This is a genomic window from Nocardia sp. AB354 (assembly GCF_049538315.1).
In the GTDB taxonomy this organism is placed as follows: Bacteria; Actinomycetota; Actinomycetes; order Mycobacteriales; family Mycobacteriaceae; genus Nocardia; species Nocardia nova.
The window spans coordinates 74,345-98,953 of the sequence record NZ_JBMVFU010000023.1; the positions used below are offsets into that span (position 1 = coordinate 74,345).

At 68.7% G+C, this 24,609-nt stretch carries 25 protein-coding genes; 21 read left to right on the plus strand and 4 right to left on the minus strand.

Annotation, left to right across the window (positions count from 1 at the left end):
- Positions 1-6: 6 nt before the first annotated feature.
- The 3 genes from ACPCUW_RS27490 to ACPCUW_RS27500 are packed head-to-tail and all read left to right on the plus strand — an operon-like array spanning position 7 to position 3,139.
- Positions 7-1,164 carry an acyl-CoA dehydrogenase family protein gene (locus ACPCUW_RS27490; protein WP_423428045.1) on the plus strand — a complete coding sequence of 386 codons (1,158 nt, stop codon included), beginning with the start codon at positions 7-9 and terminating at the stop codon, positions 1,162-1,164.
- A complete protein-coding gene (locus tag ACPCUW_RS27495; protein WP_423428047.1) occupies positions 1,161-2,645 on the plus strand; it encodes a long-chain-fatty-acid--CoA ligase in 1,485 nt (494 codons plus the stop codon). The genes ACPCUW_RS27490 and ACPCUW_RS27495 overlap by 4 nt, the downstream gene beginning before the upstream one ends.
- A gap of 41 nt (positions 2,646-2,686) precedes the next feature.
- Positions 2,687-3,139 (plus strand): MaoC family dehydratase, encoded by a 453-nt coding sequence (locus ACPCUW_RS27500; protein ID WP_063017243.1) that lies wholly within the window; start codon positions 2,687-2,689, stop codon positions 3,137-3,139.
- 110 nt (positions 3,140-3,249) lie between these two features.
- On the opposite strand, the gene trpD is transcribed toward ACPCUW_RS27500, so the two are convergent.
- Both trpD and ACPCUW_RS27510 read right to left on the minus strand, forming a co-directional pair.
- Positions 3,250-4,302 carry an anthranilate phosphoribosyltransferase gene (gene trpD / locus ACPCUW_RS27505; protein ID WP_423428049.1) on the minus strand — a complete coding sequence of 351 codons (1,053 nt, stop codon included), beginning with the start codon at positions 4,300-4,302 and terminating at the stop codon, positions 3,250-3,252.
- A gap of 137 nt (positions 4,303-4,439) precedes the next feature.
- Positions 4,440-4,877, minus strand: a complete 438-nt coding sequence (locus tag ACPCUW_RS27510; protein WP_063017248.1) for a hypothetical protein — start codon at positions 4,875-4,877, stop codon at positions 4,440-4,442.
- A 209-nt stretch (positions 4,878-5,086) separates the two neighbouring features.
- Between ACPCUW_RS27510 and ACPCUW_RS27515 the strand changes: the two genes are divergently transcribed.
- The 5 genes from ACPCUW_RS27515 to ACPCUW_RS27535 all read left to right on the plus strand — a co-directional run bounded on the left by ACPCUW_RS27515 (position 5,087) and on the right by ACPCUW_RS27535 (position 9,885).
- Positions 5,087-5,698, plus strand: a complete 612-nt coding sequence (locus ACPCUW_RS27515; protein WP_082857314.1) for a cytochrome c oxidase subunit 3 — start codon at positions 5,087-5,089, stop codon at positions 5,696-5,698.
- Positions 5,699-5,779: 81 nt separating this feature from the next.
- A complete protein-coding gene (locus ACPCUW_RS27520; protein WP_063017250.1) occupies positions 5,780-6,658 on the plus strand; it encodes a cytochrome c in 879 nt (292 codons plus the stop codon).
- 20 nt (positions 6,659-6,678) lie between these two features.
- Positions 6,679-7,827, plus strand: coding sequence for a ubiquinol-cytochrome c reductase iron-sulfur subunit (locus ACPCUW_RS27525; protein ID WP_063017294.1), 1,149 nt, complete (start codon positions 6,679-6,681; stop codon positions 7,825-7,827).
- Entirely contained in the window at positions 7,824-9,452 is a 1,629-nt protein-coding gene (locus ACPCUW_RS27530) for a cytochrome b (RefSeq protein WP_063017252.1), read from the plus strand. Before ACPCUW_RS27525 ends, ACPCUW_RS27530 begins: the two co-directional genes overlap by 4 nt.
- A 157-nt stretch (positions 9,453-9,609) precedes the next feature.
- The gene (locus tag ACPCUW_RS27535; RefSeq protein ID WP_036500227.1) at positions 9,610-9,885 is read left to right on the plus strand and encodes an Lrp/AsnC family transcriptional regulator; all 276 of its coding nucleotides are present in this window, start codon (positions 9,610-9,612) and stop codon (positions 9,883-9,885) included.
- A 47-nt stretch (positions 9,886-9,932) separates the two neighbouring features.
- Here the strand turns inward: ACPCUW_RS27535 and ACPCUW_RS27540 are convergent, their stop codons facing one another.
- On the minus strand, positions 9,933-11,768 hold the full coding sequence (locus tag ACPCUW_RS27540; RefSeq protein WP_082976340.1) for a DEDD exonuclease domain-containing protein: 1,836 nt from the start codon (positions 11,766-11,768) through the stop codon (positions 9,933-9,935).
- A gap of 551 nt (positions 11,769-12,319) precedes the next feature.
- Between ACPCUW_RS27540 and ACPCUW_RS27545 the strand changes: the two genes are divergently transcribed.
- The 10 genes from ACPCUW_RS27545 (at position 12,320) to ACPCUW_RS27590 (ending at position 21,589) form a co-directional block, all read left to right on the plus strand.
- The gene (locus tag ACPCUW_RS27545) at positions 12,320-12,913 is read left to right on the plus strand and encodes a C40 family peptidase (protein ID WP_063017254.1); all 594 of its coding nucleotides are present in this window, start codon (positions 12,320-12,322) and stop codon (positions 12,911-12,913) included.
- A 174-nt stretch (positions 12,914-13,087) separates the two neighbouring features.
- Positions 13,088-14,185: an NlpC/P60 family protein gene (locus ACPCUW_RS27550; protein ID WP_030514750.1), complete on the plus strand. Its 1,098-nt coding sequence runs from the start codon at positions 13,088-13,090 to the stop codon at positions 14,183-14,185.
- A gap of 53 nt (positions 14,186-14,238) precedes the next feature.
- On the plus strand, positions 14,239-15,240 hold the full coding sequence (locus tag ACPCUW_RS27555; RefSeq protein WP_064901523.1) for a hypothetical protein: 1,002 nt from the start codon (positions 14,239-14,241) through the stop codon (positions 15,238-15,240).
- A gap of 66 nt (positions 15,241-15,306) precedes the next feature.
- Positions 15,307-16,479, plus strand: a complete 1,173-nt coding sequence (locus tag ACPCUW_RS27560) for a glycosyltransferase family 4 protein (protein ID WP_064908151.1) — start codon at positions 15,307-15,309, stop codon at positions 16,477-16,479.
- A 123-nt stretch (positions 16,480-16,602) separates the two neighbouring features.
- Positions 16,603-16,986: a polyketide cyclase / dehydrase and lipid transport gene (locus tag ACPCUW_RS27565; RefSeq protein ID WP_423428054.1), complete on the plus strand. Its 384-nt coding sequence runs from the start codon at positions 16,603-16,605 to the stop codon at positions 16,984-16,986.
- Between the two features lie 23 nt (positions 16,987-17,009).
- Complete coding sequence (locus ACPCUW_RS27570) at positions 17,010-17,447, plus strand: SRPBCC family protein (protein WP_423428055.1); 438 nt, start codon at positions 17,010-17,012, stop codon at positions 17,445-17,447.
- 47 nt (positions 17,448-17,494) lie between these two features.
- Positions 17,495-18,745, plus strand: coding sequence for an ArsA family ATPase (locus tag ACPCUW_RS27575; RefSeq protein WP_063910896.1), 1,251 nt, complete (start codon positions 17,495-17,497; stop codon positions 18,743-18,745).
- Positions 18,742-19,485, plus strand: a complete 744-nt coding sequence (locus ACPCUW_RS27580) for a hypothetical protein (protein WP_423428057.1) — start codon at positions 18,742-18,744, stop codon at positions 19,483-19,485. Before ACPCUW_RS27575 ends, ACPCUW_RS27580 begins: the two co-directional genes overlap by 4 nt.
- Positions 19,482-20,543, plus strand: coding sequence for an ROK family protein (locus tag ACPCUW_RS27585; protein ID WP_423428058.1), 1,062 nt, complete (start codon positions 19,482-19,484; stop codon positions 20,541-20,543). The genes ACPCUW_RS27580 and ACPCUW_RS27585 overlap by 4 nt, the downstream gene beginning before the upstream one ends.
- Before the next feature lie 320 nt (positions 20,544-20,863).
- Positions 20,864-21,589, plus strand: coding sequence for a lysophospholipid acyltransferase family protein (locus tag ACPCUW_RS27590; protein WP_030514742.1), 726 nt, complete (start codon positions 20,864-20,866; stop codon positions 21,587-21,589).
- A gap of 75 nt (positions 21,590-21,664) precedes the next feature.
- Here the strand turns inward: ACPCUW_RS27590 and ACPCUW_RS27595 are convergent, their stop codons facing one another.
- Positions 21,665-22,180 (minus strand): polyadenylate-specific 3'-exoribonuclease AS, encoded by a 516-nt coding sequence (locus tag ACPCUW_RS27595; RefSeq protein ID WP_030514741.1) that lies wholly within the window; start codon positions 22,178-22,180, stop codon positions 21,665-21,667.
- 169 nt (positions 22,181-22,349) lie between these two features.
- Here ACPCUW_RS27595 and ACPCUW_RS27600 point away from each other — a divergent pair, with 169 nt between their 5' ends.
- The 3 genes from ACPCUW_RS27600 (at position 22,350) to ACPCUW_RS27610 (ending at position 24,602) form a co-directional block, all read left to right on the plus strand.
- On the plus strand, positions 22,350-23,735 hold the full coding sequence (locus tag ACPCUW_RS27600) for a class II 3-deoxy-7-phosphoheptulonate synthase (protein ID WP_030514740.1): 1,386 nt from the start codon (positions 22,350-22,352) through the stop codon (positions 23,733-23,735).
- A 13-nt stretch (positions 23,736-23,748) separates the two neighbouring features.
- A complete protein-coding gene (locus ACPCUW_RS27605; RefSeq protein WP_030514739.1) occupies positions 23,749-24,141 on the plus strand; it encodes a hypothetical protein in 393 nt (130 codons plus the stop codon).
- A 146-nt stretch (positions 24,142-24,287) separates the two neighbouring features.
- Positions 24,288-24,602, plus strand: a complete 315-nt coding sequence (locus ACPCUW_RS27610) for a hypothetical protein (protein ID WP_146097653.1) — start codon at positions 24,288-24,290, stop codon at positions 24,600-24,602.
- Positions 24,603-24,609 lie beyond the last annotated feature (7 nt).

The window sequence follows — 24,609 nt, forward strand, 5'->3', positions numbered from 1 at the left end:
AACATCATGCGCAGAACCAGCTTTACCGAGGACCACGACACCTTCCGCGGCACGGTCCGCAAATTCGTCGAGACCGAAGTGGTCCCGGTCTACGACACGTGGCTGGAGGCGGGCATCGTGCCCCGCGATTTCTATTACAAACTCGCCGAATTGGGCATCTTCGGCATCGAGGTGCCCGAGGAATACGGCGGCGCCGGCATCGACTCGTTCAAATTCCAGACCATCCTCATGGAGGAGACGGCACGCGCTGGTGTGTCGTTCGGCGGATCCAGCGTCCACGTCGGGCTGTGCCTGCCGTATCTGAAGAAGCTCGCCACCGAGGAACAGAAACAGCGCTGGCTGCCCGGATTCGCCGCCGGCGAGATCATGTTCGCCATCGCCATGACCGAACCCGGCACCGGGTCGGATCTGGCCGGAATGCGCACCACCGCCAAGCTTTCCGAGGACGGCACGCACTACGTGCTCAACGGCGCCAAGACCTTCATCACCGGTGGCGTGAACGCCGACCGGGTGATCGTCTGCGCCCGCACCGCGCCGCCCCGCGAGGACGACCGCCGCTTCGGCATCTCCCTGCTCGTGGTCGACACGAAGTCACCGGGCTACACGATCGGCCGCAAGCTCGACAAGCTGGGGCTGCGGGCCTCCGATACCGCCGAGCTGAACTTCACCGATGTCCGGGTGCCGGTCGAGGACCTGCTGGGCGAGGAGAACAAGGGCTTCTCCTACCTGGGCCAGAATCTGCCCCAGGAGCGGCTCTCCATCGCCGCCGGCGCCTACGCCCAGGCGGCGGCCGCGGTGCGGTTCGCGCAGGAATACACCCAGCAGCGCAACGTCTTCGGCAAACCCGTCGCCTCGTTCCAGAACACCAAGTTCGAGCTCGCCGCCTGCAAGGCCGAGGTCGACGCGGCCGAGGCCGTGGTGGACCGGGCCCTCGAGGCCCTCGACGCCGGTGAACTCAGTGCGGCCGACGCCGCCTCGGCGAAGCTGTTCTGCACCGAGGTCGCCGCGCGCGTCATCGACCGCTGCCTGCAATTGCACGGCGGCTACGGCTTCATCAACGAATATCCGATCGCCCGGCTCTATGCCGACAATCGGGTCAATCGCATCTACGGCGGGACGAACGAGGTCATGAAGATGATCATCGCCAAGGATATGGGGCTGTGAACGCGACGCTGTCGCTGGCGAGCATCCTCGCCGAACCGGCGCGGCGCCGGCCCGGGCACGTGGCGCTCATCGAGGGCGAGCATCGGCTCACCTTCGCCGAATTGTGGTGTGCGGCAAGGGAACAGGCTGGCGCGTTGATCGAGCGTGGGATCCGGCCGGGGGATCGGGTCGCGCTGATGTGCCCGAATACGGCCGACTTTCCCCGAGCCTACTACGCGATCCTCGCGGCGGGGGCGACGGTGGTGCCGGTGCATCTGCTGCTCACCGCCGACGAGGCCGAATTCGTCCTGCGCGACAGCGGGGCGACGCTGCTGATCTGCCATCCACAGGTGGAATCGGTCGGGGCGGAAGCGGCCCGCCGGGTCGGCATCGGCTGCGTGCGCCCGGACAGCCTGACGGGCGAGGCGATCGCGCTGTTCGTTCCGCGCTCGCCGCTGGATACCGCCGTGGTGTTCTACACCAGCGGGACCACCGGCCGGCCCAAGGGGGCGGAGCTGAGCCATCTCAATATGGTCATGTGCGCCACCGTGAACGCCTTCGACGCCAACGATGTGCACCGCGACGATGTGGCCCTCGGCGCGCTGCCGCTGTTCCACGTATTCGGGCAGACCGTCTCGATGAACTCCACCTGGCGGGTCGGCGCGACCCTCGTGCTGATGCCGAGATTCACCGCGCCCGAGGCGATTCGGCTCATGGTGACCGAACGCGTGAACACCTTCCACGGCGTCCCGACGATGTATCACGGACTGATCGAGGCGGCCGCCGGCGCCGCCGAACTCCCCGCACTGCGGCTGTGCATCTCCGGGGGCGCGGCACTGCCGCTGCCGGTGCTGGAACGGTTCGAGGAGGTGTTCGACGCGCGGATCCTCGAGGGGTACGGGCTTTCGGAGACCTCACCGACCGCGGCGGTGAACCAGCCGGTCTTCGGGCCGCGCGCCGGCACCGTCGGACATCCGGTGTGGGGCGTGGACGTGGAGATCGCCGATCCCGGCGTCACCGATCGCATCGAGTTGCTACCGACCGGCAGCGTCGGAGAGGTGGTGGTGCGCGGGCACAACGTGTTCAGCGGCTACACCGGCAATCCGGAGGCGAGCGTGCGGGCCGTGGTCGACGGCTGGTTCCGCACCGGCGACCTCGGCGTGCGCGACGAACAGGGATATCTGCGGATCGTCGACCGGATCAAGGAGATGATCATCCGCGGCGGATTCAACGTCTATCCCACCGAAGTGGAGGAGGCGCTGCTGCGGCATCCGAGGATCGCGCAGGTGGCGGTGATCGGAGTGCCGGACGAGAACTACGGCGAGGAGATCGTGGCGGTCGTCGTGCCGGCCGGTGAGATCAGCGCCGAGGAAGTCATCGCCTACGGCCGTGAGCATGTGGCACGGTACAAATACGCGCGGCGGGTGGAGTTCGTCTCCGAGTTGCCGCTCGGGCCGACGCACAAGGTGCTCAAACGCGAACTGAAACAACGTTTCATGTGAGCTGCCGGCGCAACGCCCCGGCAGCAGGGAAGGGACCGGACATGACCGATTTCGCCGATCTGGACGCACTCGCCGCGGCCGTGGGCACCGAACTCGGTGTCAGCGACTGGTTGCAGGTCGACCAGGACCGCATCGATACCTTCGCCGACGCCACCGGCGACCACCAGTGGATCCACGTCGACGCCGAGAAGGCCGCGCAGGGCCCCTACGGACACACCATCGCGCACGGATTCCTCACCCTGTCGCTGCTGGTGCCGCTGAGCAACCAGGCGACCACGGTGGGCGGCATCACGATGGGAATCAACTACGGGCTCAACAAGGTTCGCTTCATCACGCCGGTGCCGTCGGGCGGCCGCATCCGCGCCCGCGTCCACCTGGACTCGGTCTCCGAGATCCCCGGTGGCATCCAGGCGGTGCGGACCGTCACCATCGAACTGGACGGGGCGGACAAGCCCGCGTGCGTCGCGGAAAGCATCGTGCGCTACCTGAAGTGAGCGTGGGCCGCGGCGGGGCGGAATTCGGTCCGCTCCCGTCGCGGGGTCGTCGATCATGTCGTCTCGGGCAATGGTCTGGCACGGGCCGGATTGTCGCGCGCGCCGCGCTCTCACTCGCCGAGTTCGTTGCTCACCTTCACCCAGCGGTCCAGGAGTTGAGTGGCGGCGCCCGAATCGACCGAGGCGGCCGCCCGCTCCAGGGCGGGGCGCAGCAACTCGTGGATGTCGGTGCGGGCGGTCTCGGGGGTCAGCTCGAATGCCACGATCGCGGCGGCGGAGTTGAGCAGGACCGCGTCGCGGACGGGCCCCGGGGCGCCGTTGAACATGTCGCGGGCGATCGCGGCGTTGACGGTCGCATCGCCGCCGCGCAGTGCCGCCGGATCCACGCGGGGGATGCCCAGGAGCGTCGGATCGATGACGGTCTCGTACTTCTCACCCGCGGCGACGACCCACACATCGGTGGTATCGGCGGTGGTGATCTCGTCGAGGCCGTCGTTTCCGCGCACCACCAGCGCATTGGCGCCGCGTTCGGCGAACGCCCCGGCGATCACGGGGACGAGCTCGGCGAAGGCGCATCCGATCAGGCCCGCGCTCGGCTGCGCCGGATTGGTCAGCGGGCCGAGCACGTTGAAGACCGTCGGAATGCCGATCTCCTTGCGCGCCGGACCGGCGAACCGCAGCGCCGGATGAAACAGCGGGGCGAAGCAGAAGCCGATGCCCACCTCGCGCACACACTGGGCCACCGACTCCGGGCTCAACGCGATCCGCACACCCAGCGCCTCGAGCACGTCCGCGCCGCCGCTCTTCGACGACGCCGCCCGATTACCGTGCTTGACCACCGGAATGCCCGCCGCGGACACCACGATCGAGGACATCGTGGAGATATTGACCGTGCCGGAGCGGTCGCCGCCGGTGCCGACGATGTCGACCGCGCCCATATCGAGCGACACCCGCCGCGCGTGGCTCAACATCCCGGTCGCCAGGCCGGACAGCTCGATCGCGGTGGGGCCCTTCATTTTGATGGCCACGCCGAAGGCCGCGATCTGCGCCTGGGTGGCGTTGTCGGAGAAGATCTCGTCGATCGCCCACGCCGCCTCCTCCGCGGTCAGATCGACCCCGTCGGTCAGGGCACCGAGAATCTCGGGCCAGCTGCGCGCGCTCATCACATCTCCCGTTCGCGATCGGACACCCGCATCGCTCGTCCGCGCGGGCGTGGGGGCCGTCGGATCGTCGTCGGCCGCCCGGCTAGCAGCCTAATCGGCGGAGGCAATTTCTTTGTTCTCGGCGTTACGGAAGAAGATTACGGAGATCCCGGCTCGATTCCGCTCGGCTGTAGTGCGTCCCAGCCCACCGCCGTGCCCTCGTGCCGCTGCGCCAATCCGGCCATCCGCGACCGTTCTTGCGAGCAGTGCAGCGCGTCCAGGATCTGCACCCGCTGTAATACCAATTCGATATGACTGCCGGTCGGATCGGAAGCCTCGGACGTCGCGGCGGGGGAGTAGCCGTCCTGGGCGGCGATGTCGACGACCTCGTCCCGGGCGGTGGCCGGGATGCGCAGGTGATGGCGTAGCAGGGCCTGCTCCTCGGCGCGCCATCCGCTCGCCCGCGCGAGCGCGCTCGAGCAGGCTTCGGCATCGTCGAAACTGGACACGACGACCATCAGATCCGTTCGCGCCGGATCCAATTCCGTCGCCGCACCCCGGCCCGACAGCCGCTGCCACACCGATCGAATTCCCATGCCACCCGCCTTCCTCCGCGCGTCGACGCAGCATCGCATACTCGGGATTTCCGCTGGTCACCGTGGTCGCATCGACGCCCGACCTGCGGGTTCACCGGACACGCCGAACCGGGCTCCAGACCCGCACGCGCGCTGATGATTCCGAGTCCGACACCCCGAATTCGCACCCGGCTACGCCTGTCGTACTACGACGAGTCATACTTACCGGCGTGACGACCGCAGTAGGGACCCCAGGATCGGCCATTACTCAGCGTGTGCATTCGCTGAACCGGCCCAACATGGTCAGCGTCGGAACCATCATCTGGCTGTCGAGCGAGCTGATGTTCTTCGCCGGCCTCTTCGCCATGTACTTCGTCGCTCGTGCCCAGGCTCATGGCAACTGGCCGCCGGAACCGACCGAGCTGAACCTCAAGCTCGCCGTGCCGGTCACGGCCGTGCTGATCGCCTCCTCGTTCACCTGCCAGATGGGTGTGTTCTCGGCCGAGCGCGGCGATGTCTTCGGCCTGCGCCGCTGGTACCTGCTCACCTTCTTCATGGGCGCGTTCTTCGTGGCCGGTCAGGGCACCGAGTACCACGCGCTCTACCAAGAGGGCACCACCATCTCGAGCAGCATCTACGGCTCGGTGTTCTTCATCACCACCGGCTTCCACGGTCTGCACGTCATCGGCGGTCTCATCGCGTTCATCTTCCTGCTGATTCGCACCAAGGTCAGTAAGTTCACGCCGGCGCAGGCCACCGCGGCCATCGTCGTCTCCTACTACTGGCACTTCGTCGACATCGTCTGGATCGGGCTGTTCGCCACGATCTACTTCGTCCGCTAGCCGGGCGGCGGCCGTCACGCGCGGTCCGCGACAAATACACACTTTGCACAAGTCGGTTCCGTCTACTCCAAAGGGACACAGATGAGTTCATCTCCCCCGTCAGCGCCAGATCCCACGAGCGGGATCGGCAGCGCTGAGAACAACCAGGCCATCAAGACCCGCAAGCAGCGCCGGATGCGCCGCAAGCTCGCCGGTGGTCTGGTTCTTCTGATGGGCCTCGTCGGAGCCGGCTTCGCGGCATCGGCGCTCACCCCGCACGCACAGGTCGCGACGGCCAACGAGGATCAGTCGGCGCTGATCCGCGAGGGTAAGCAGATCTACGAGACCTCCTGCATCACCTGTCACGGCGCCAACCTCCAGGGTGTGCAGGACCGCGGCCCCAGCCTGATCGGTGTCGGCGAGGCGGCGGTCTACTTCCAGGTGTCCACCGGTCGCATGCCCGCCGCGGGTAACGGCGCGCAGATCCAGCGCAAGCCCCCGAAGTTCGACGCCCGCCAGACCGACGCGCTGGGCGCGTACGTGGCGGCCAACGGCGGCGGCCCGACCGTGGTTCGCGACCCGAACGGCGAGATCGCGCAGGATTCCCTCATCAAGGGCGCCGACCTGGGACGCGGTGGCGAGTTGTTCCGCCTCAACTGCGCTTCCTGCCACAACTTCACCGGTAAGGGCGGTGCGCTGTCCTCCGGCAAGTTCGCGCCGCCGCTGGAGCCGGCCAACGCGCAGCAGATCTACACCGCGATGCTCACCGGCCCGCAGAACATGCCGAAATTCTCCGACCGGCAGCTGTCTCCGGAGGAGAAGCGTGACATCGTGGCCTATGTGAAGGACCGCACCGAGACCAAGCCGGAGGCCGGATACGGCCTGGGCGGTTTCGGTCCCGCGACCGAGGCCATCGCCATCTGGGTCGCCGGCATCATCGTGCTGGTCGGCGCCGCGATGTGGATCGGATCGCGATCATGAGCGAACAGGAGCGAAACGAGATGAGCCGGCCTGAGGATGGCGGCGGTAAGGGCGTGAACCTGAACCCCACCGAGGAGCAGCTCGACGCGATGTCGACCGCCGAGCTGGTCGAACTCGGTACCGCGCGCGACGGCGTCGACGTCGTCTACCGCGCTCCGCGCTGGCCGGTTCCGGGCACACGCGCGGAGAAGCGCGCCGAGCGGCACGTGACGTTCTGGTTCGCCATCTCCGCCCTCGCGGCGGCCGGGCTGATCGGAGTCTTCCTGTTCTGGCCCTGGGAGTACAAGGGCCGCAACGAGGACGGCAACGGCCTGTACTCGCTGGCCACGCCGCTCTACGGCCTGCTGCTGGGTATCGCGGTGCTGGCCATCGGTGTCGCCGCCGTCATCATCCGCAAGAAGTTCGTCCCGAACGAGATCTCCATCCAGACCCGCCACGACGGTCCCTCCGACGAGGTCGACCGGCGCACCCTGGGCGCGCAGCTGTCGGACGCGCTGGAGACCTCGACGCTGGGACGTCGCAAGATGATCACCCGTACCGCCGGACTGGGCGTGGGTGTGCTGGGTATCGGCGCACTGTTCCTGTTCGTCGGCGGCATGATCAAGAACCCGTGGGCCAAGGGCATGAAGTCCCCGCTGTGGGTGTCGGGCTGGACTCCGGACTTCCCGGGCCAGACGATCTACCTGCGCAAGGACACCGGCCGGCCCGAGGACATCGTGCTGGTGCGGCCGGAGGACCTCGACGCCGGCGCCATGGAGACCGTGTTCCCGTGGAAAGAGGAGTGGCGCGGCAACGAGGAGGAGACCCTCCAGTCGCTGCGTGGCATCCGTAACGCGGTCATGTTGATCCGCCTGCGCCCGGAGGACGGGCAGAAGGCGATCAAGCGCAGGGGCCAGGAGAGCTTCAACTTCGGTGACTACTGGGCGTACTCGAAGATCTGCACTCACCTGGGCTGCCCGACCTCGCTGTTCGAGCAGCAGACCAACCGGATCCTGTGCCCGTGCCATCAGTCGCAGTTCTCGGCGACCGAGTGGGGTAAGCCGATCTTCGGTCCCGCCGCCCGCGCGCTGCCGCAGCTGCCCATCACCGTCAACACCGACGGCTACCTGGTCGCCAACGGCGACTTCATCGAGCCGCTCGGTCCGGCCTTCTGGGAGCGTCGTTCATGAGTCCGAGCAAAGTGGTCGCACAGGCCAACGAGATGGACGAGCGGTACCGTGCCGCGGCGTTCGTGAAACGGTCGATCAACAAGGTCTTCCCGACCCACTGGTCGTTCCTGCTGGGTGAGATCGCGCTCTACGCCTTCATCATCCTGATCCTGTCGGGTATCTACCTGACGCTGTTCTTCGATCCGTCGATGAGCGAGGTCGTCTACCACGGCGCCTACCAGCCGCTGCGCGGCGTCACCATGTCGCGGGCGTACGAGACGGCGCTGAACATCTCCTTCGAGGTGCGCGGCGGTCTGTTCGTCCGCCAGGTGCACCACTGGGCGGCGCTGCTGTTCGCGTGCTCGATCATCATCCACCTGTTCCGCATCTTCTTCACCGGCGCGTTCCGCAAGCCGCGTGAGGCGAACTGGGTTATCGGCTCGCTGCTGCTGATCCTGGCGATGTTCGAGGGCTTCTTCGGCTACTCGCTGCCCGACGACCTGCTGTCGGGTACCGGTCTGCGGGCCGCCTTCGGTGGTATCACCATGGGTATTCCGCTGGTCGGCACCTGGATGCACTGGCTGATCTTCGGCGGTGACTTCCCGGGCACGATCATCATCCCGCGTCTGTACATCGCGCACGTGCTGCTCTTCCCGGGCATCATGCTGGCGCTGATCGCGGCGCACGTGGCGATCGTCTGGTACCAGAAGCACACCCAGTTCCCCGGACCGGGCCGCACCGAGAACAACGTGGTCGGTGCCCGCATCGTGCCGGTGTTCGCCGCCGACCAGGGCGCGTTCTTCATGTTCACCCTGGGCGTGCTCGCCGTCATGGGTGGTGTGCTGCAGATCAACCCGATCTGGAACCTGGGTCCCTACAACCCGTCACAGGTCTCGGCCGGTTCGCAGCCCGACTTCTACATGATGTGGACCGACGGTATGGCCCGTCTGATGCCGCCGTGGGAGCTGTATCTGGGCCGCTACACCGTTCCGGCTCCGTTCTGGGTCGCGTTGATCATGGGTCTGGTGTTCGCGGTGCTGATCGCCTACCCGTGGATCGAGAAGCGCCTCACCGGCGACACGGTGCACCACAACATCCTGCAGCGTCCGCGTGACGTGCCGGTGCGCACCGCGATCGGCGCCATGGCCATCGCCTTCTACCTGGTGCTGACCCTGGCCTGTGTCAACGACATCATCGCGCTGAAGTTCGACGTGTCGCTGAACGCGACGACCTGGTTCTTCCGCATCGCCCTGCTCCTCGCGCCGCCGATCGCCTACTTCCTGGCGTACCGGTTGTGCCTGGGCCTGCAGCGCGCCGACCGCACGGTCCTCGAGCACGGCATCGAGACCGGTGTGATCAAGCGCCTGCCGCACGGTGAGTACATCGAGGTGCACCAGCCGCTGGGCCCGGTCGACGCCCACGGCCACCCGATTCCGCTGGAGTACCAGGGCGCGCCGGTGCCGAAGAAGATGAACAAGCTGGGCTGGGCCGGCAAGCCGGGTTCGGGTTCGTTCCTGCGGGCCGATCCGCCCGCCGAGGCCGAGGCGCTCACCGCGAGCGAGCACGAGGCCGAGCACAAGCAGCTGGAGGTCCTGGCCACCTACCAGGAGCAGACCAGCGGCAGCGGCGGCAAGCACAGCCACTGAGTTCGCTGTTTCGGAGCCCCGAGTCGATCATTCGGCTCGGGGCTCCGTCGTATGTGCGGCCGTGTCATGTGCGGCTGGTGCCGTGTGGCGACCGCGTTCCTGCGGCGATACGGCCACGGTGCGGGCTCGTCGGCGGCGCGCAATTAGACTCGCGCTCATGATTACCGCGATCGTTCTGATCCACGCCGAGGCGGCCCGGATTCCCGAAACCGCGCAGGCACTGGCCGATCTCGACGGCGTCGCCGAGGTCTACTCGTGCGCGGGAGACGTCGATTTGATCGCGGTGGTGCGGGTGCGCGATCACGAACAGATCGCCGAGGTGGTGACCGGCCGGGTGAACAAGACCGCCGGAGTTCTGCGCACGACGACGCATATCGCCTTCAAGTCGTATTCGAGTGCGGATGTGGAGGCGGGGTTCTCGCTGGGGGAGTGAGTGCCGCGCTTTGCGCCTGGTGTCCGGTGAAAACCGTCCGTGAGCTACTACGCGCTGGTACGCGTGAGGTATTCGCTCGCAGCCGATTCCACGCGGGTGGCCGCCTCGGCACGTTCGACCCAGGCGAGCCAGGGACCCGCGCCCAGCCGCGGTTCCCGGTAGCCGTCGCTGGTGCGGACGATGCGGGTCCCGGGTTGGTCGAGCCAGCGGGCGATCACGCCGGTCTCCTCGGGTGGGGCGCCGCGCAGCGGCGGGTGGTCGGGATCGTGCAGATCATCCGTGTCGGTGGGGATGCGCGGCTCCGCTGACGGGTTTGCTGTGATCGTGGTCGGGCGGACCGTCTCGGCGGCGGCGACCAGGCTCTCGACCACCGGCATCGGCGGGATACCGCGTGCGGCGGTTCCGGCGGCGGCGAGGCGGCCGTAGCGGATCACCGCGAACTCCCAGCCGCCGCTGCCGTCGGGGCGGGCCGCGATCAGCTCGGCGATCCGGGCGAGGGCGGCCAGGCGCTGAGTGCGCCGTAGCGCCCGCACCACGGCGCAGGTGCGATCACGCAGCCGCGCGGCGGCCTCGAAATGCTCTGCGGCGACGTACTCGTCGATGCGGGCGGCGATCGCGCGCAAAGGTGCGTCGTCGCGTCCGGTGAACAGATCCCGCACCGCCCGCGGGGCGGCCGCGTACTGTGCGGCCGGCACCCGCTCGCCGAAGATCGCCGCCGGGCACCCGCCCACGGCCGCGGGCGGACAGTCGCCGCCGTGCACCCCGCCGCGGGGGATGCGTGTCGTGCAGGTCCGCAGTCCGCTGTATTCCGCGAGGGTTGCCGCGACCTCGGTGGCGTCGGTGCGGGAATGGAAGGGCCCCAGAGCATCTGCGGTGGGAGTCCGACTCACCGCGAATCGGGGGAAGGGCTCGTCGGTCATCGTCAGCCACCAAGCGCGCTTGGGGAATTTCGAGCGCCGGTTGTAGGGCGGGGTGTGCGCCACCAGCAGGCGCAGCTCGCGCACTCCCGCTTCCAGTCCGTGCGCGCAGCGGACGTGATCGACGCGGGTGGCGAGCATGACCATTTCCCGCATGCGGGTGCGGGTTTCGGAGCCGGTGAAGTAATTGCGCACGCGCCGGCGCAGATTCACCGCCGTCCCGATATAGAGGACCTCCTCCGAGGGGCCCCGGAACAGGTACACCCCCGGTGCGGCGGGCAGATCGGCGGCGAGGATGCGCTTGGAGCGCTGGCGGCGGGTGACCTCGGGCAGATAGTCCATCAATTCGGGCAGGGTCTGGACCCCGAGATTGCCCACCCGTTCGAACAGCGCGTGCAGGACGTCGACGGTGGCGCGCGCGTCGTCGAGGGCGCGGTGGGTGGGCCGGGTGGAGGCGCCGAGGAGCTGAGCCAGCGCCGAGAGCCGCACCGTCGGCGCCTCGTCCCGATCGAGAATGCGCCGCGCCAGCTGAACCGTGCACAGCACCTGGAAGGCCGGCCATGCGGTCTCGCAGCGCTGGGCCGCCGCCTTCAGGAAGGACATGTCGAAGCGCGCGTTGTGGGCGACGAGCACTGCGCCCGACGCGAATTCGAGAAATCCGGGGAGCACGGCCTCGATTCGCGGGGCCTCCAGGACCATCGCGGTGGTGATGCCGGTGACCTGCACGATCTGCGGCGGAATCGCGCAGCCGGGATCGACCAGCGTCGCGAATTCGCCGAGTACTTCGCCGGCCCGCACCTTCACCGCACCTATTTCGGTGATGGCGTCCCCGTCGGGCCGGGTCCCGGTGGTCTCGAGGTCCACCACGACGAAGGTGACGTCGCGCAGTGCGATCTCGGGCTCGTCACCGCCGTGACCGGGAAGTTCGAGGGCCAGCTGGGCCGGTCGCGGGACGGGGGAGGGCACGGCGAGCAGCGTAGGCGCAGGGTCCGACAGGATCGTTCCGGATGTCGGCGGGCAGCCGGACCGGCGCGAGATTTGCGCTCTGCGAGGTTCGGATTGCACGAGTATGCCGAAAAGTGATCAGGGTCACGGTAATTCGGTATAGCTATGAGTTGGCGGCGAACGGGCGAGGTCTGAGACGGCGACGGCGAAGCCGGGCTTGACTGTGCGGTGCCGGTCCTCAAACGTGCGGACTGTTCGGTTGGTTTCCGGCCGACATGCTCTCGGTTACTTGCGGTTTCCCGCCCGGAGCGCCTCTCGGCTCCGGTGGTGGCTCGCCTGATCCTGGGGCGGGACGCACCTGGGTAAACGCATCCGGCGACCGGCGTCGTTATCGTTTCGTGATCACTGTGAGCTATCTCGCATGCTGTCGAGCGGGGTCCCTTACCTGAACCTGAGTCGGCGCGTCCGGGCTTTACAACGCACCGTTATGCCCTCGTAATCTTTTCGAGACCTCACGGAGTCCGACGCACCACCGGGTGCGGCGTCGTGGGGCAGATGAGGAGTACCGCATCATGGCGATCAAGCGACAGGTTCAGGGGCTGCCTCGTACCGCCCGCCGGGCCGTTGCGGCCGGAGCCGTTGGCGCAGCAACCCTCAGCGCTCTGCTGCTCCCGGCGACCACCGCCGCGGCCGCGCCGGTCACCGTACCGGGCGTCGGCACCTTCGATGTTCCCGATCAGGTCCTCGGCGCCGTTCCGCAGGGCGCCGTCCCGCCGGGCATTCAGATTCCGGGGATCGCTCCCGCGCCGTTCGCGCCGCAGCAGACCGTCGGTCAGCGCGCGGCCGATGCCGCCCTGTCCAAGGTCGGTGCCCCCTACTCGTACGGTGCCGCCGGCCCGAACGCCTTCGACTGCTCGGGCCTGGTGAAGTGGTCCTACGAGCAGGCCGGGCGCGAACTGCCGCGCACGAGCTACGAACAGCTCGAGGAGGGCGCCCCCGTCTCGCTGGACGCGCTGCAGCCCGGTGACGTGGTGTCCTTCTACGGCGGCAGCCACTCCGCGCTCTATGTCGGCGACGGCAACGTGGTGCACGCCTCGACCGCCGGTGAGCCGGTGAAGGTCGCCCCGATCTCCTCGATGCCGGTCGCGGGCGCTCGCCGCTACTGATTCGACTCGCCCGGATCGGCGCATTCCGCGCAGTTCGGACCGCCGATCCGGGCATTCGGGCTATACGGCGTGATCGTTTCGTGCCCTGCTGGACATGGACGGTCGCCGTTCCGTAACCTTATCGAGACCTTCGTGGTTTCCAGCTCGGGACGAGAGAACGGGGCACGGCAGGCCGTGACAGCGCACAAGGGCAACGCGCAACGCAACAACAGAACCAGACGCCTGGTCGGCGGCTCACTGGCAGTGGGCGCGCTCGTGTTCGGAGCGTCTTCCGGTGGTTTGGCGACGGCCGATCCGGCTCCGGCGGAACAACCGGCCACCGCCGGTGATGCGGTGCAGCGGCTCATCGAGTTGTCGCATCAGTCCGAGCAGCTCAACCAGCAGGCGCTGGCCGCGCAGGGCGATCTGGAAGCCAAACAGGGCGTGGCCCGCGACGCCGATGCCAAACTCGCGACCGCGACCCAGGCCCTCGATGCCGCCAAGGCCGAGGTGCGCAAATATCAACCGGCCGTGGACCGGACCGCGATCGCCGCCTATCAGGGCGCCCGGACCAACCGGCTGTTCTCGGTGCTGGTCTCCGATTCCCCGCAGCAGTTGCTCGACCAGATGTCGACGCTGGATGTGCTGTCCACGCAGACCGCCGATCAGCTGACGCAGTTCTCCAAGGCCACCGATTCGGCCACCGCCGCCGAAACCGCCGCCAAATCCGCCTCCGACGCCGCGCAGGCCGCCGCGCAGAAGGCCGACCAGGTGCGCGCGGACCTCGAACACAAGCGCGCCGATCTGCAGGGCGCGATGGCTCAGGTCATCCAGGCCTGGGGTGCGCTCTCGGCCGGGGAGAAATCCACCCTCGCCGGATCGCTGTTCCCGCCCGGCTTCGACCGCGACACCCTGCTGCGCGGCCTGGTCCCGGGCAGCGGTACGAGCGCGCTGGCCGCGGGATTGACCCGCGTCGGCGACCCGTACGTCTGGGGTGCGACCGGCCCCGATCAGTTCGACTGCTCCGGCCTGGTGCAGTGGGCTTTCCATCACGTGGGTATCGATCTGCCGCGCACCAGCCAGGCGCAGGCCACCGTCGGCACGCCGGTGTCGCGGGACTCGTTGCAGCCCGGCGACGTGGTGTTCTTCTATTCGGACGCCTCGCACGTCGGCATCTACGCCGGAAATGGCATGATCCTGCACGCCTCCACTTTCGGTGTGCCGGTCGCGGTGGCGCCGATGGGCAACACCCCCTTCCATTCCGCGCGCCGATACTGGATCGGAATGCCGTAAACACTGCGAGAATCTGGCGGCGAGTCATCACACCGACGTGAGGATCGTGTCGTATGAGCGGATTGTTGCGGGTCCGGACATGGCTGGCGCATCGTGGGCGCTTCGAATTCGTCGCCACCCTCGCCGTGGTGGTGGCGCTGACCGCGGCCGGCGGCGCCCTACTGCTGCTGCCGAAGACAGGCCTGCACACCGTGCCCGCCGCCGCGGAAACCGATTCCGCGCCCTCGCACGCCGATCCGCAGCTGCCCGAGTTGCGGCGCGTCATGAGTTCGTACGGACCCGTTGTCGCGCAACACGTTTCGGGTGACGACGGCAAGTTGTCGGTGGTACTGGGGCATCCGTACCAGCGCGGCGACGTCGACCAGCTCGCCCGCGAGGCCGGCCCGGCGGTCACGGCGGTCTCCCAGGTGTGGGGTACCGACTGGGCCCACGAAGCCGTGGTGGCCGTCGCGTCGAGCAGTTCCGAATTCGCGGCGCTGACCCACGCCACCGGTCCGGTGTCCGACCAGGTCGCGGCGGCCTCGGTGTCGGATCCCTTCGTACCCGGCACCCAGCCCACCGGTCAGCGGATCGTTTTCTCGCCCGATGCCGGGCGCCGGCTCGGCCCGGACGGTCTGCGCGAAACCCTGCGGCACGAACTCACCCACGTCGCCGCCCGGGCCGGGACCGTCGACGGCTCCCCGCAGTGGGTGCTGGAAGGGTTCGCCGAGTACTGCGGCCACCGCGGAGATCAGCAGCGTTTCGCGCAACTCGCGCCGACCGTCACCACCCGCGCCCGCTCCGGTGAGCTGCCCGCGGACCTGCCGTCCGATACCGCGTTCACGCCGAGCCCCGGCGCCGATGCCGCCCTGGCCTACGAACAGGCCTGGTCGGCCAACGCGTTCGTCGCCGACCGATTCGGAGAGCCGAAACTCGTGGCGCTCTACCACCGGCTCGCCACCGGCCCCCAGGACCAGGCCGCGCTGGATCGCGGCCTGCGGGAGACACTCGGCCTGGGCCGAACCGAATTCGTCTCCGCCTGGCGCGACTGGATCAAGGCCCGCGTGGCCGCCTAGGAGCCCGGACGCGGCGGCCACACCCGTTGCGCCGGACGTGGCGGCCACACCCATAGACTCGCCCCCATGGGCCGCACGCTGTTGATCACCAACGACTTTCCGCCCCGGCCGGGCGGCATCCAGTCGTATGTTCATTCGCTCGCGCTGCGGATGCCGCCGGAGGACCTCGTGGTCTACGCGCCCCGCTGGCGCGGCGACTCCCATCTGCGGTTCGATGCCCAGCAGCCGTTCCGGGTGGTGCGCCACCCGACCACCCTGATGCTGCCGACCCCGCTGGTGCTGCGCCGCGCCGCCACGCTGCTGCGTGACGAACGATGCGATACCGTCTGGTTCGGTGCGGCCGCGCCACTGGCCCTGATGTCGCCGGCGCTGCGCCGTTTCGGCGCGGATCGGATCCTCGCCAGCACCCACGGCCACGAGGTGGGCTGGTCCATGCTGCCGGGCGCCCGGCAGGTGCTGCGGGTGATCGGTGACCACACCGATGTCGTCACCTACGTCAGCAAATACACGCGCCGCCGCTTCGCCGCGGCCTTCGGCGCCCAGGCTGCCCTGGAATATCTGCCGCCGGGGGTGGACAGCACCGTCTTCCGTCCCGACCCCGCCGCGCGGGCGGAACTGCGCGCCCGGTACGGCCTGGGCGAGCGGCCCACGGTGCTGTGCCTGTCGCGGCTGGTCCCGCGCAAGGGCCAGGACATGCTGATTCTGGCGATGCGCGAGATCCGCCGCCGCATCGACGGCGCGGTGCTGGTCATTGCGGGCGGTGGCCCGTACGAGGAGAAGTTGCGCGCGCTGGTGCGCGCGCTGGACCTGGAGTCGGACGTGGTGTTCACCGGTCGCGTCCCCGCCGCCGAACTGGCCGCCCACCACACCCTCGCCGACGTCTTCGCGATGCCCTCGCGCACCCGCGGCGCCGGGCTCGACGTGGAAGGCCTCGGCATCGTCTATCTGGAGGCATCGGCCACCGGCGTGCCCGTGGTCGCCGGAAACTCCGGCGGCGCACCGGAAACCGTTCTCGAGGGCCGCACCGGCACGGTGGTCGACGGGCGCGACGAACGAGCCGTGGCCGCCGCCGTCGTCGACATCCTGTCCGATCGCGACGCCGCGGCGCGGATGGGCGCCGCCGGTCGCGAATGGGTCGCCGACCAGTGGCGCTGGGACGTTCTGGGCGGCCGGTTGCGCGGTCTGCTCGATCCCGGCGCGCATTCCGGTGTCCTGGGATCCGACGGCTCCGTCCGGTGAGCCGGCCGGCGCCCCGGCCGCGCGCGACGGCAGGTCGCGCGGGCTCGGCACTGCGTTACCGCCTCCGGGCTCCGACCCAGTAGGCTCGGGCTTCATGAGCGAGCGCAGCAGCGAGCCACAGCCGTGAGCAGCATCCAGGTGGCCGACCAGACCTTCGTCGCCGCGCCCGGCGCCGCGGTCGCCGAGGTCCTGGCCGATCGGTCGCGATGGCACCGCTGGTGGCCCGACCTCACCCTCGAGGTGCGAGAAGACCGGGGTGACAAGGGAATTCGCTGGTCGGTCAGCGGGCCGCTGACCGGCACCATGGAGGTCTGGCTGGAGCCGTCGCTGGACGGGGTGATCCTGCACTACTTCATGCATGCCGAACCGCCGGGCGCGGCCGCACTCTCGTCCCGAACCCTGATGGCCGCCAACCGTTCCCGGCGGGTCGCCGGCAAGAAGATGTCGTTCGAGGTGAAATCGCGGCTGGAGGCCGGCCGTCCGGCCGGTGTGGCGCCGTCACGCTAGGTCGAAAGGAAACGCTGTCAGTCATGGCCGACCGGACCCAGAGGTCGATCACCATCGATGCCCCCTCGGATCGGGTGATGGCCGTCATCGCCGATCTACCGTCGTATCCCGAATGGGTATCGGCGGCACGATCGGTGGACGTACTGGAGACCTTCCCCGACGGACGGGCCCGCACGGCGAAATTCGTGCTGGACGCCGGCGTCGTCAAGGACACCTACGTGCTGTCCTACACCTGGCGGGCCGACGGACGGGCGGTGAGCTGGCGACTGGTCAGCGGCGACCTGCAGAAGGCGCAGGACGGTACCTACGAGCTCATCGAGCAGCCCGACGGCACCACCCAGGTGGTGTACGAGCTGACCGTGGACCTCACCATCCCGATGATCGGGATGTTCAAACGCAAGGCCGAGAAGGTGATCACCGATACGGCCCTCAAAGAACTCAAGAAACGGGTCGAAGGCTGACCCGGCCTCCGCAGCGCGGTCGTGGTGCCGTCACGACCCGTCTCGAACTGTTCATCGGCAAGGGCGGAGTCGGTAAGACCACGCTCGCCTGCGCGGCGGCCATCGCCGCGGTGCAGGCCGGACAGCGCGTGCTGGTCGCCTCGGTCGACCAGGCTCATTCGCTCGGCGACGCACTGGGTTTCCGCTTCGCGCACGATCCCGGCACGGTTGCCGGGGTGGTGACCGTCGCCCCCGGGTTCGACGTCATCGAGATCGATTCGCTTGCGCTGCTGGAGGATCGGTTCCGCGACGTCGCGCGGATGCTGTCCGGCGCCGGCCACGATCACGGCATCGACCTCGCCGCACTCGATCCCGCCGAACTCACCGGACTGCCGGGCGTGCAGGAACTACTGGCGTTGACCGAGATCGCCCAGTTCGCGGGTGAGGACGACTGGGATCTGATCATCGTGGACTGCCCGCCCTCGGCGGATATGTTGCGCATCGTCACCGCACCCGACACCCTGCTCGGCTACCTCGAGCGAATCTGGCCCACCCATGCCCGGGTGCTGAGCGCAACCGGTACGGATATGCGGCGCGCGGTGCTGGCGGCGACGGTGGAGCGGATCGCGGCCGCGGTCACGGCGATTCGGGATCTGCTCGCCGATTCGCACCGCACCGGGGCGCGGCTGATCACCGGCGCCGAACGGGTCGCGCTGGCCGAATCCGCGCGGGTGCGTTCGGCGGCGGCGCTTCTAGGTATACGCCTGGACGCGGTGGTGGTGAACAAAGTGCTGCCGCCGGTGCCGCCGGCCGACGGTGGCGCGCACCCCGCGGTGCAGTGGTACCTGCAGCGGCGCGCGGAACAACTCGACGTGATCGCGGACCTGCGCCGCCGGATGCCCGACGTGCCCGTGGTGATCGCCCATCACAGCGGCCCGGAACCGGTCGGACCGCGGGCGTTGTCGGCGCTGGCGCAGGCATTGCCCGTTCGTGGCAACCCGCCGACTGCCGAGCCAGACCCTATGCTGGGCGACACGACGCCGGAGCCGGGCACCGCGGCAGGGGAGCCGGAGGTGCGGTGGGAGTCGGGCACCGGGCTGGATTCGGTATTCACGCTGCGGATGCGCCTGCCGGTGGTCGACCCGGGCACGCTGCGACTCGGACGAGTGGAGGACGATGTGATCGTGGGAGCGGACGGGGTCCGGCGGCGGCTACGACTGGCGCCGGTATTGCGGCGGTGCACGGTCGACAGCGCCGAACTCGACGGTGAGCAACTCATCGTGCGTTTCCGGCCCGACCCGGGGGTCTGGCCGCAATGACCCACGCCCACGAGGACAGTTTCGGCGAATTCGCCCAGGAACTGCGCGCCCTCGCCGAAACCTTGCTCGAACGAGTCGAACCCGCTCTGCGCCGCGCGGCCGCCGACGGCCGCGAATGGGACAGCTGCAGCTGGTGTCCCGTCTGCGCGACCGCGGCGCTGGTTCGCGGCGAACACCACGAGGTGGTCGCCGCGGTCGCCGACCACGGCACCGCGATCGTGACCGTGCTGCGCGAGGCGCTGGCCGGAGTGCCGGTCGAACCGCTGCTCCCGGACGACCTTCCGGACGCCGACGACGAATCCGGCGAATACGATTCCGCGGCAACGGAAGTCGGCGCCGATCCGAGTTCGGAGCGAACGGAGCACGACGGGTGGATCGCGGGCGGGGCGGCCGGCGATGTGTCGGACCGCGGTGCCGAGGTGCGCGGCAGTGGGACCGAAGCCGAAACACGCGGCAGTGATCCCAGGGCCGAAGCGCGCGGGAGTGGTCCCGGTGCCGAAGCGCGTGGCAGTGCTCCCGGTGCCGACCGCCGCGCGAAGGGTGTCCGACAGGATGCGGACGCGCCCGGAGACGAGCGCGGCGGCGCTACGGAGAAGGCCCGGGGCGCGAAGCCGGCGGCCGACGATCAGGGGAGCAAGGCGCGCCGCGGTGGCCGGCGCGCGGCCGAACGTGCTGGGCGGGGGCGGGATTCGGTCGAGCGACCCGGATACGTTCCCATCCCGGTGCGGATCAAGAAATGACCAGCAGGGTCGGAAGAGAGGCTCCGCTCACCGTCGGCATCGATGTCGGCGGGACGAATATCCGGGCGTCGGTCGTCGACGGGGACGGGGAGGTTCTCGACACCGTCCAGGCGCCGACGCCGCATTCCGCGCACGCACTCGAGGACGGCCTCGACCGCGCGGTCCGGGAACTGTGCGCGCGCCACGACATCGGCGCGGTCGGGCTGGCGGTCGCCGGATTCGTCGACGAATCCCGCTCCTCGGTGCGTTTCGCGCCGCATCTGCCGTGGGAGGACACCGCGGTCGCCGGCCGGCTCGGACGCCGGCTCGGGTTGCCGGTGATCCTCGAACATGATGCCAACGCGGCGATGTGGGCCGAATACCGGTTCGGCGCGGCCGCGGGCGCGCACAACGGCGTACTGGTCGCCATCGGCACCGGCATCGGCGCGGCGCTGCTGGTGGAGGGGCGGCTGTATCGCGGAAGTTACGGTGTCGCACCGGAATTGGGCCATCTGCAGGTGGTGCCGCACGGCCGGATCTGCCCGTGCGGCAAACGCGGCTGCTGGGAGCGCTACTGCAGCGGTACCGCTCTGGTCGACACCGCGATCGAAATGCTGGCCACCGATCCGATGCCCTCGACGATCCTGGCACGCGAGGTGGTCGGCGATCCGGGATCGCTGACCGGGCGCCGGGTCGCGGGCGCGGCCCACGACGGTGATCCGGTGGCGCTGCACGTGATGGCCGATTTCGCCCGCTGGCTCGGGCTGGGACTGGCCTTCGTCAGCGACATCTTCGATCCCGACCTGATCGTCATCGCGGGTGGCGTCAGCTCCTCGGCGCCGCTGTTCCTCGACGACGCGCGCGAGCATTACGCCGCCGCCATCACCGGCGGCCGTCATCGCCCGCTGGCTCGCATCCGCACCACGCAACTGGGTGAGGCGGCGGGGATGATCGGCGCGGCCGAACTCGCGCGCACGGCGCTCGAGACCGGGACGGCCGAAGGGCGTTCGCGGACAACCGGCAGCGGTGTCGATTCGGCGGCCGTGAGCCGACCTCGCTCCGCCGCGGGCCGGGAATAGTCTTCCTCCTCCCCGCCGATGCCGCGCGTCGGGAAGCGGATCGGCTTCTCACGCCGGGGCGTCGAACGGGCGGCCGGGTCGCACGAGGTAGGGAGCAAACGATCCGGGGCGTCGTACATCTCGCCGATTCGCTCGACGCCCGGTCGGTTTTCGCGCATGTAAGCACCTCATGTGTACCCGATTTCACCGATGTGATTGCGGGCATGTGAAATACCTCGTGTGGGGTTGGTCGCAGCAGGTCGGCGACGGTAGAGTCGGTGCCGACGGAGGTGCCTGCGACGAGGCCGGTCCCGTTCGACAATCACAGGGGAAAGGACGCAATGTTCTACTGGCTGCTCAAATTCGTGCTGGTCGGGCCCTTCATGCACATCTACAACCGGCCGAAGGTCGAGGGCGTGGAGAATATTCCCGCCGACGGAGCAGTCATCCTCGCCGGCAATCATCTGTCGTTCACCGACTGGTTGTTCACCCCGTTGCTGAGCCCGCGTCGCATCACCTATCTGGCCAAGGCCGAATACTTCACCACGCCCGGACTCAAGGGCCGGCTGCAGAAGTTCTTCTTCTCCGGCACCGGCCAGTATCCGATCGACCGCAGCGGCGCCAGCGCCGCCGAGGATGCGCTCAACACCGCTCGCAAACTGCTGAGCGAGGGCCGCATGGTGGGCCTGTACCCGGAAGGCACTCGCTCGCCCGACGGCCGCCTGTACAAGGGCAAGACCGGTGTGGCACGCCTCGCCCTGGAGACCGGTGTGCCGGTGATCCCGGTGGCGCTGATCGGGACCGACGAGGTGTGCCCTCCCGGCCCCTTCCGGTGGCGCCGCCGCCGCGTCACCGTGAAATTCGGTGCGCCGATCGACTTCTCCCGCTACGAGGGAATGGGCGGTAACCGCTTCGTCGAGCGGGCCGTCACCGACGAGATCATGTACGAGCTGATGCGGATGTCGGGTCAGGAGTACGTCGACGTCTACGCCGCCAGCCTGAAGAAGGGCGTGCCCTCCGGCAGCCGCCCCGAGGCCGAACGGATCCCGGAGACCCTGGCGAGCTGACTTTCGCCGTTACGTTCTCGGCCCCCGGACAACCGTCCGGGGGCCGAGTCGTATCGGCAGCGCGGCGCCCGCCGCCTACCGCCGATCGATACCGGTGATCGCGCCGCTGCGCCGGAACGCCTCGATGGCCTCGTACTTGGCGAGATTGTGCCGGGCGTCGGCCAGCGCGTCGTGCGCGTCGGCCGGCACCGGCGGCAACTCCGGCCGGCCGTGGTGATCCCAGTGCTGGCGCAGCTCGTTGGTGTAGCGCGGCAGGGCCGTCGGCAGATCCACCATCGACCCCCACAACTGGCAGAACGCCACATGGTCGTAGGCCCCCACCCACGCCCACAATTCCGGACGCACGGTCGGTCGCGGTACCAGGAATTGATAGAGGTCGTCGCGAATGCGCTGCCGGCTGCGCCACAGCGGCGAGGAGGGGGAGGGAAGTTTCGGCAATACATTGCGCCGCACCCACTGCCCGGCTCGCTCGGGGTCGAATTCCGTTGACACCGCGTAATATTCCCGACCGTCCTCGCAGACCACGCCGATCGAAATCAGATCGATCGTCACCCCGTCCTCGATGAATTCGCAGTCATAAAAATATTTCACGCGGTCGTGCCCTTTCCGATTCGGCGTACACCGGCGCTCGCGGTGATATCTCGGCCGAACCGCCCGACCCGGCCCGGCTCGAGGTTACGGCCCCGCCCGCGCCGACGTAATCATCGCCCCCTACCCTCCGGGTTACCCCGGGATTGCGGAAGGTCCGTATTCTGATCTGGTGAACTGGACCGTCGACGTACCGATCGATCGCTTGCCGGAACTGCCACCGTTGCCTGCCGAGCTCCGTCGGCGACTCGACGCCGCACTCGCCCGCCCCGCCCTGCAGCAGCCGTCGTGGGATCCCGAGCAGGCCGCCACCATGCGCACCGTCCTCGAGAGTGTGCCGCCGCTGTGCGTGCCCGCCGAGGTCGAGGAGTTGCGTCTGCGACTGGCCGAGGTGGCCCGTGGCGAAGCCTTCCTGATGCAGGGCGGCGACTGCGCGGAAACCTTCGCCGACAACACCGAGCCGCATATCCGCGGAAACATCCGCACCCTGCTGCAGATGGCGGTGGTGCTGACCTACGGCGCGAGCCTGCCGGTGGTGAAGGTGGCCCGGATCGCGGGCCAGTACGCCAAACCCCGCTCGGCCGACGTCGACGCACTCGGCCTCAAGTCCTATCGCGGCGACATGGTCAACGCGCTGGTCGCCGACGCGGCCCAGCGCGAGCACGACCCCTCGCGGCTGGTGCGCGCCTACGCCAACGCCAGCGCGGCGATGAACCTGGTGCGCGCGCTCACCGGCGCCGGGATGGCCGATCTGCACAAGGTGCACGACTGGAACCGCGATTTCGTCGCGCAGTCGCCGGCCGGTGCCCGCTACGAGCAGATGGCCTCCGAGATCGACCGCGGCCTGGCGTTCATGAACGCCTGCCGGGTGCAGGATCCCAGCCTTCAGTCGGCCAAGATCTACTGCAGCCACGAGGCGCTGGTCCTCGACTACGAGCGAGCGATGCTGCGGCTGTCCCACAACGCCGCCGGCGATCCGGTGCTCTACGACCTGTCCGCGCATTTCCTGTGGATCGGTGAGCGCACCAGGCAGCTCGACGGCGCCCATATCGCCTTCGCCGAACTGCTGGCCAACCCGATCGGCATCAAGATCGGCCCGACCACCACGCCGGATCAGGCGGTGGAATACGTCGAGCGGCTCGATCCCACCAACGAGCCGGGCCGGCTCACCCTGGTCGCGCGGATGAGCAACACCAAGGTCCGCGACGTGCTGCCGCCGATCATCGAGAAGGTGCAGGCCACCGGACATCAGGTGATCTGGCAGTGCGATCCCATGCACGGCAACACCCACGAATCCTCCACCGGCTACAAGACCCGCCACTTCGACCGCATCGTCGACGAGGTGCAGGGCTTCTTCGAGGTGCACCACGCGCTGGGCACCCATCCGGGCGGCCTGCACATCGAGCTCACCGGAGAGAACGTCACCGAATGCCTCGGCGGCGCCCAGGACATCTCGGATCTGGATCTGGAGGACCGCTACGAGACGGCCTGCGACCCGCGTCTCAATACCCAGCAGTCCTTGGAATTGGCATTCCTGGTCGCCGAGATGCTGCGGTGACGGATCGGCCGTAGTGGACGTCGTATTTCGCAATGACGAGGGCCCCTCGCGCGGTGACGGCCGCCCGCGCGGGGAAGGTCCGGCCAGCGCGCAGAGCGCGCTCCGGATCGGCAACGCCGATCGCACCATCCTGCGGTTGCTGCGCGATCGCGACCGCGACGGGATTCCGTCGGAGGTCGTGCTGCGCGACGGCAGCCGCCTGCTGATCTTCAACATCTGCTGGGGCTACGAGATCTCCTGGGAGTTCGACGTGTCCCACGGCTACGCGCCTGCCGCTGCCGCCGCGCAGATCACCACCAACATCAGCCCGAGTATCGGCGGGGTGCCGGTGGAGGTTTTCACCACCGCGGCGGTGGTGGCGATCAACGATCCGGAGACCGGTGATCCGTTGCTGGCGGTCGGCTGACACCGCCTGCCGGGAAATCACGCGGTCGTGACATGATCCGCAAAAGTTAGCTGTCCAGTTGCTGAACGCTCGAACCTGCACTAGGTTTCCAGGCGTGACACTGCAGCGGCAATGGGCTGTGCGGGAAATGTGCTGAGAGGATCGCTATGCAGAGCGCATCGGTAGCCAGGGGATTGCAAACTGCGAGCAGGCCGATCGCCGCCCTCGCCGAACATGTGCTCGAGATCGACGGTGTCCCGGTGACGATCGTGATCGAACGCCCGGAGGTCGACCGCGCCGGAATCGCCTGGCGCTGCCGGGTTCGGGTGGTGCGCGGCAACGGCCGGCTCGAACATTCCCAGGTGGTGGGCGCCAGTGCCAGCGCGGTGCTGCAGCAGGCGCTCGACCTGGCCAGTCGGCGGCTGGGCATCAGCGAGGCCGAACTGCTCGGCGGCGCGGATGTGGGTGGCGTGCTCGGCTGATCTCGGA